The 6461-nt window shown below is 67.6% G+C and carries 5 protein-coding genes; 2 read left to right on the top strand and 3 right to left on the bottom strand.

What is annotated here, in order from left to right; translation table 11 throughout:
- Positions 1–98 precede the first annotated feature (98 nt).
- From N5D91_RS21270 to N5D91_RS21260, 3 genes are all read right to left on the bottom strand, one after another.
- Entirely contained in the window at positions 99–1748 is a 1650-nt protein-coding gene (locus N5D91_RS21270; protein ID WP_164162839.1) for a phosphoethanolamine--lipid A transferase, read from the bottom strand.
- Positions 1745–2497, bottom strand: a complete 753-nt coding sequence (locus tag N5D91_RS21265; protein ID WP_164162838.1) for a phosphatase PAP2 family protein — start codon at positions 2495–2497, stop codon at positions 1745–1747. The genes N5D91_RS21270 and N5D91_RS21265 overlap by 4 nt, the downstream gene beginning before the upstream one ends.
- 111 nt (positions 2498–2608) lie before the next feature.
- Complete coding sequence (locus tag N5D91_RS21260) at positions 2609–4312, bottom strand: glycosyltransferase family 39 protein (RefSeq protein WP_110713148.1); 1704 nt, start codon at positions 4310–4312, stop codon at positions 2609–2611.
- Between the two features lie 130 nt (positions 4313–4442).
- Here N5D91_RS21260 and N5D91_RS21255 point away from each other — a divergent pair, with 130 nt between their 5' ends.
- Positions 4443–5156, top strand: a complete 714-nt coding sequence (locus N5D91_RS21255) for a response regulator transcription factor (RefSeq protein ID WP_110713146.1) — start codon at positions 4443–4445, stop codon at positions 5154–5156.
- Positions 5143–6429: a HAMP domain-containing sensor histidine kinase gene (locus tag N5D91_RS21250; protein ID WP_110713144.1), complete on the top strand. Its 1287-nt coding sequence runs from the start codon at positions 5143–5145 to the stop codon at positions 6427–6429. The genes N5D91_RS21255 and N5D91_RS21250 overlap by 14 nt, the downstream gene beginning before the upstream one ends.
- The last annotated feature ends 32 nt before the right edge of the window (positions 6430–6461 follow it).

The following is a 6461-nucleotide window of genomic DNA, read 5'->3' as shown; positions in this document are numbered from 1 at the left end:
CCGCCATCCCACGGAATGCACGCTGTTGCTGTTGCTTCGGCTGTTGAAGTTGCCGTTGCCTCTGCAGGTGCAGGGCTGCAAGCCCTGCCGAACAACCCTCACCCTTCGCAGTTGGCGAACACGTCGCGGTCGCGCTCGTACAGCGAGGTCTTTACCTGCATCAGGCCCAGTACCGACGGGAACAGGTTGTCGTGGTCGGTGTAGGCCGCCGAACGCTTGCGCACGCACTGCAGGTCCAGCCCGCGGCTGCTGGCGAAGCCCTGCGAGAACCACATCGTCATCGGTACCCGGGTCTGCTCGGCCGGGGCGATGGCGTAGGGCACGCCATGCAGGAACAGGCCCTTCTCGCCCAGCGACTCGCCGTGGTCGGACAGGTAGATCATCGCCGTGTCGTAGTCCTGCATGCCCTGCAGCGTGCCGATGGTCTTGGTCAGGAAGTGATCGGTGTACAGCACGGCGTTGTCGTAACTGTTGGTGATCTCTTCGCGCGAGCAGCGGCCGATGTCGCGGGTATCGCAGGTGGGGGTGAAGCGGCGGAACGCGGGCGGGTAGCGCTCGAAGTAGGCCGGGCCGTGGTTGCCCAGCTGGTGCAGCACCACCACCCGGTCGCCGGGCTTTGCACGTACCTGGGTGGCCAGGTCCTGCAGCAGGATTTCGTCCATGCAGCGGCCGTCAGCGCACAGGCCCGGGGTGGTCGCATCGGACAATGACTGGAAGTCCAGGCCTTCGCACACGCCCTTGCAGCCGGACTGGTTGTCACGCCACAGCGGCGCGATGCCGGCACGGTTCAATACGTGCAGCAGCGACTGGTGCGCGCGGATCTTCTTCTCGTCGTAGTCGTGCCGGCCCCATGGCGAGAACAGGCACGGCAGTGAAACCTCGGTGCTGGTGCCGCACGAGTGCATGTCCGGGAAATTGATCACGCTGGCCTGCGCCAGTTCCGGGGTGGTGTTACGGCCACCGTTGAGCCCCCAGTTCTGCGCGCGCACGGTCTCGCCCATGACGATCACCAGCAGGCGCGGCTTGCTGGCCGGCGCGCGCGGGGTGGCCTTGGCATCGGTACCGATCGGCAACTTCGGTGCGCGCTGCACCGGGTTGTCGCCACGCAGTGCACGCGGCATGCCCAGCAGCACATTGGCCGGGGTGGCGAGGTAACGCACTTCGCGCTGGTTGCGCATCAGTGCCGAGACGTCCTGGAACGAGATCAACGCGCCGCCGACCGCGGTCACTGCCGCCACGACCAGGAAGCCGACGCGCCAGAGCAGGCTGCGGCCCAAGCTGCGGCGGCGCAGCTGCACGCGCCACAGCACCGCCATCGGCAGCACTGCCAGCAACAGCACCGGCCACACCAGCGATATGGTCATCAGCTCGCGGCTTTCCTTGGGATCGGTCGCCAGCACGTTGCGCAGCATGTCCGCATCCAGGTAGATGTGGTAGCGGCTCATGTAGTGCGCAGCGAAGGCGGTTACCAGCAACAGCAGGCTGATCACCACCTTGGCGTTCCAGCGCCAGACCAGGATGCCCAGCAGCACGCCGTGCGCACCCAGCAGCAACAGCAGCAGCGAGAGCGCGTAGCGCAGGCTGCCCGGATGGCTGGCCATTGCGCTGTGCCAGAACAGGCCGTTGCCGGCCACCGCGAAGAACAGGCTGGTCAGGGCGATCAGTGCTTCGGTGGACAGCTGCGGCCGCCAGCGGCGAAGACTCGCCAGTGCGGGAAGGCGGGCGGGGCGTTGGACCGATGCACTCATGCGTTTGCCTCCTGGCGGTTGGGACGGTCCAGCTGACGGCGGATCAGGACATACAGGCCGAGCGAAAGCAGCCAACATATCAACGCAGTGGCAACGTCATGCGAAAGGAAATGCGCGCCCCGCAGCTGCTGGCTGATGCCGAACACCAGGCCAGTGCCAAGGCCGATCCACAGTCCGGCCCAGCGCCACGACGGGCGCCACAGCAGGGCGAAATAGTACAGAGACAACCATGCATAGCCAGCGCTGGCGTGACCGGCCGGGAAGCAGGCCTGCGGCGCCATGCCGGCCGGGCGCACGGTGAAAAGCCCGATGAAAGGCTGCTGGCCGCCGTAGCGCAGCAGGTCCCACGGGCATTCCATCGGCACCAGCGACTTCAGCAGGGAGATCACGCCGGTACCCAGGGCCATGGCAATAACGACATAAAGCAGCGCCCACCGCAGGGTGCGATCGCGACCCTTGCGCCAGTGATGGAAGCACAACAGGATCGCCACGAGCGCTGCAGCCGTGCTCAGCCATTTGCCCACCTTGTGCACCACCGTGCGGGTAACCCAGGCGTCCTGCAACGCCCAATGGCCGCCTTCAAGACGGAACAGGTGGTCGGCTACCCATTGATCGCCGCCGAAACCCATCAGCAGCGTAAACAAGGGCAGACCGATTGCGACAGGCAGCCAGAGGTGAGTTACGGCGAATTTTGACGCCAGTGGCGATGTCGCAAGCGGCGCTACCGAATCAAGGGGACGGACGGGCATGCTGGGAAAGGGCGGGTCGGGAATCCGCGGCCATGCTCGTCACCTGGATGTCGGAGAAGGGTCGGACGCTCGTTCGTGCCGGGTTAATGCTTGCCCGGCACGGGTCAGCGTTCAGTCTTCTTCGGCGGTCGATCCTGTCCGCTCGGCGTGGCACTCCGGGTCCCAGGCCGTACCGGGAAGCAGTTGCCAACGATTGCGATTGGCAACACCGATATCGATCACCTTGGCTGGGTCCACGCAGGGACTCATCGCATCATCCAGTACCAGCAGCCAGCGCTTGTCCGGTGCCTCGGCCAGCCACGGGCCGGCGTCGTGCCATTGCTCTGCCCAGGGGCGCTTGAAGCCGAATTCGCGCACCGGCCGGTCTGCCTGCAGCAGGTTCTGCTCGCGCCAGGCGACCAGTGCCAACTCCGCGTCTGGGCCGATCCGCGCACCTACCCGGCGCATCAGTGCCGACGCCGATGCGTAGGGGTCCAGTGCCGGGATCAGCACCAGACCGTAGAGCATCCAAAGCATGCCGTGGGTCAGCAGTACCAGCGTTGCGGCGCGGCGTACCCGCAGCCAGACGATCAACGTGGCCAGGGCGATGGCGAAGGTCAGCAGGCCGTCACCCAGCACCGGAAGCAGGGTGTCGGGCATGGCCCGGCGCTCCAGCTGGGCCACGGCCCACGGGTGCTCGGTCATCAGCATCACGCCGAGCACGCCCGTCGCCAGCATCAGTACCACGCTGTAGCCGAACAGGTAGCGGCGCACGCACAGCCGACGCAGCAGGCCCGGCAGCAGCGGCGCTACGGCCAGCGCCATTGCCGGCAGCATCGGCAGCAGATACACCTCCCGCTTGCCCGGGCTGGCGCTGAAGAACACCAGCACCAGCACGGCCCAGCCCAGCAGCAACCACTGCCGGCGGTCGCCCCGGCGCAGGCGGCGCCACCAGGGCTTGAACAGCATCGGCAACAGCAGGCTGCCCGGCAGCCACAGGGTCAGGATCACCTGCAGGTAGTACCAGACGGGCTGGCGGTGGTGCCAGGCATTGGCGTAGCGGGTGCCGGTCTGTTTGAACAACAGCTCATGCGCGTAGGCCTGCAGTTCGGCGCTGGGGGTGTGCAGCAGAGCCCACCCCAACGGCGCCAACCACACCCCCACGCCCAGCAGGAAGGCTGGAATCAGCCACAGCAGCGTTGCCGGGTGCGGCCCCTCGACGCGGTGCCCACGGCGGCGCTGGTACAGCCACCAGCCGAACCAGGGCAGCACCATCAGCAGCGGCAGGAAGCCCACGCCCTTGGTCACCGTGCCGACGCCGGCGGCGAAGCCGGCCAGCCACAGGGCAGGCAGGTTGCGGCGTTCACACAGGTGGCGCATCAGCCCCCACAGGGCCACGGTGGTCATCCCCACCAGCACCATGTCGATCTGCGCGCGCTTGGCCATCAGCCCGAACTGCAGGGTGCAGAACAGCGCTGCGAGGGCATAGACGGAATGCCGGGGCGACCACAGCCGGCGGGCCAGGTCCGAGATCAGCCACAGGCTGAGCAGGGCGCCCAGCAACGACGGCAGCAGGAACGACCACTGCCAGCTGCCGACGATCTCGTAGGCAGCGGCCTGCAGCCACATGAAGACCGGCGGCTTTTCCGCGTAGAGCTCCACGCCGCGGTGCGGCAGCAGCCATTGCCCGCTCTCGACCATGGCCCGCGCCGCCAGCACGAAGCGCGGTTCGTCCGGCGGCTGCGGCTGACGCAGGCCGATACCGGCCGCCAACGCAGCAATGATCAGCAGCCACAACAGGGGCAGGCGCCAACGGCGGGGCAGGGCTACGGGCACGGCAGGCTCCGGGAGCAAAACAGCCATTCTGAGGTGGCGGGGGTGGGAAAAGCGTCAGAGGTGGCCAAGGCGACCGCATTCCGACATGGGCAGCGCTACCATGTTACGAACTTCCGTGGATGTTTCGTGCATGCGTCTGTTGGTGATCGAGGACAACCGCCAGCTGGTGGCCAACCTGTTCGACTATTTCGAGTCGCGCGGGCATGTGCTGGACGTGGCTCCGGATGGCATCACCGGCCTGCACCTGGCCGGCAGCCATCCCTACGACGCGGTGATCCTGGACTGGATGCTGCCGCGCATGGAAGGCCCCGAGGTGCTGCGCCGGTTGCGCGCCGAGCATGCGTCGGAGGTGCCGGTGATCATGCTGACCGCGCGCGACGAACTGCCGGACAAGATCGCCGGCTTCCGCGCCGGCGCCGACGACTACCTGACCAAGCCCTTCGCGCTGCCCGAGCTGGAGGTGCGGCTGGAGGCCCTGTTGCTGCGCGCGCAGGGTCGCAACCCGCGCAAGCGCCTGCAGGTGGGCGACCTGGTGCTGGATCTGGCGACCCTCGAGGCCCAGCGCGGCAGCCAGGTGCTGCATCTGTACCCGGCCTGCCGCAAGCTGCTGGAAGTGCTGATGCGGGCCAGCCCGGGCGCGGTGACCCGCCAGCAGCTGGAGTTCGCGCTCTGGGGCGACGAGCCACCGGATGGCGACCTGCTGCGTTCGCATGTCTATGAGCTGCGCCGCAGTGTGGATGGGCCGTTCGCCGAGAAGCTGATCCATACCCTGCCGCGGGTTGGCTACCGCTTGGCGGTGGCCACGGCCAGCGATGCCGGCAAGGATGATGATGAAGGCGCGTAAGCCGGGGCCGCTGTACCGGCGGGTGGTGTGGTGGTTGCTGGGCTACCTGGCGCTGCTGTCGGTCGCGGTGTTCAGCGTTGGCAACTACGTGCACGAGCATGCCGAGCACGCCGCCTGGCGTGCGCTGCTCAATTCCGAACTGGACAGCATCGTCGAGCACACCGAGCACGAGCCGCACTACCGCTGGCAGGACTCGGACACGCTCAGCCTGTTCCGCTTCGACGAAGGCAACATGCCGGAAAGCGTGCGTACGCTGCACCCGGGGCTGCATGACGGGGTCCCGATCAAGGGGCGGCAGACTGCGGTGATGGTGCGTGATACCGGCTCGATGGGGCGGGTGGCACTGGCGCTGGACATTTCCGACTTCCACGACCTGGAACAGTTCGCCACGCGCTGGGTGATGCTGGCCGGCGTGATCATGATCTTCGTCACCGTGCTGATGGCTTCGTTCGGCATGGAGCGGATGGTGCGTCCGTTGAGCCTGCTGGCGCAGCGCATTGCCGGGTTGCGACCTGGGGTGCAGGGCCAGCGCATCGAGGTCGACCCGCGTGGCAGCTCCGAGCTGCATACCATCGCCGATGCGCTGAACGACTACCTGGACCGCAACGAGCAGTTCGTCGAGCGCGAGCGGGTCTTCATCAGCACCGCCAGCCACGAGCTGCGCACGCCGATCGCGGTGATGACCGGTGCCGCCGAGCTGGCGCTGGAACAGCCGGGCCTGCCCGATCGCGCGCGCCAGCAGATGCAGCGGGTGCTGCGCACGGCGCAGAGCGTGGAGCAGCTGATCGAACTGCTGCTGGTGCTGGCCCGTGATCCGGCGCGACTGGCGGCTCGTGCCGAGCGCATTGCGCTGGACCAGCTGCTTCCGGAAATCGTCGACGACCATCGCCACCTGCTGGGCGACAAGGACCTGAGCATCGGCATCCAGGCCGCACCGGTGGACATCGTCGCGCCGCTGGCGGTGGTGCAGGCAGCGATCGGCAACCTGCTGCGCAACGCCATCGAGAACAGTGGCCGCGGCCATATCGAACTGCAGCTGAGCGCGTCGGCGGTGCTGACCCTGCAGGACCCGGGGCACGGCATGAGCCCGGAGGAGATTGCCGCCATCCACGCCCGCATGGCCCGTGGCGGGCGCGCCGATCGTGGCGGCGGCATCGGCCTGGACCTGATCGCACGGCTGTGCGAGCACCTGGGCTGGACCCTGCAGCTGCAGCCCTGCGAGCCGCGCGGAACGCGCGTCACTCTGGACTTCGGCGCCTCGCGCCCCGCCTGACCGGTCTCCCAGTCCTGCTCCGCGCTGCGGCA

Source organism: Stenotrophomonas sp. GD03794 (genome assembly GCF_029842145.1).
GTDB classification, from domain to species: domain Bacteria; phylum Pseudomonadota; class Gammaproteobacteria; order Xanthomonadales; family Xanthomonadaceae; genus Stenotrophomonas; species Stenotrophomonas riyadhensis.
The sequence above is the reverse complement of the archived record's forward strand: the minus strand, read 5'-3'. Positions and strand labels throughout refer to the sequence as shown.

Excerpts from the sequence above, each read along its gene's own strand:
- N5D91_RS21270 (WP_164162839.1), bottom strand. The coding sequence starts at position 1,748 with ATGAGTGCATCGGTCCAACGCCCCGCCCGCCTTCCCGCACTGGCGAGT.
- N5D91_RS21265 (WP_164162838.1), bottom strand. The coding sequence starts at position 2,497 with ATGCCCGTCCGTCCCCTTGATTCGGTAGCGCCGCTTGCGACATCGCCA.
- N5D91_RS21255 (WP_110713146.1), top strand. The coding sequence starts at position 4,443 with ATGCGTCTGTTGGTGATCGAGGACAACCGCCAGCTGGTGGCCAACCTG.
- N5D91_RS21250 (WP_110713144.1), top strand. The coding sequence starts at position 5,143 with ATGAAGGCGCGTAAGCCGGGGCCGCTGTACCGGCGGGTGGTGTGGTGG.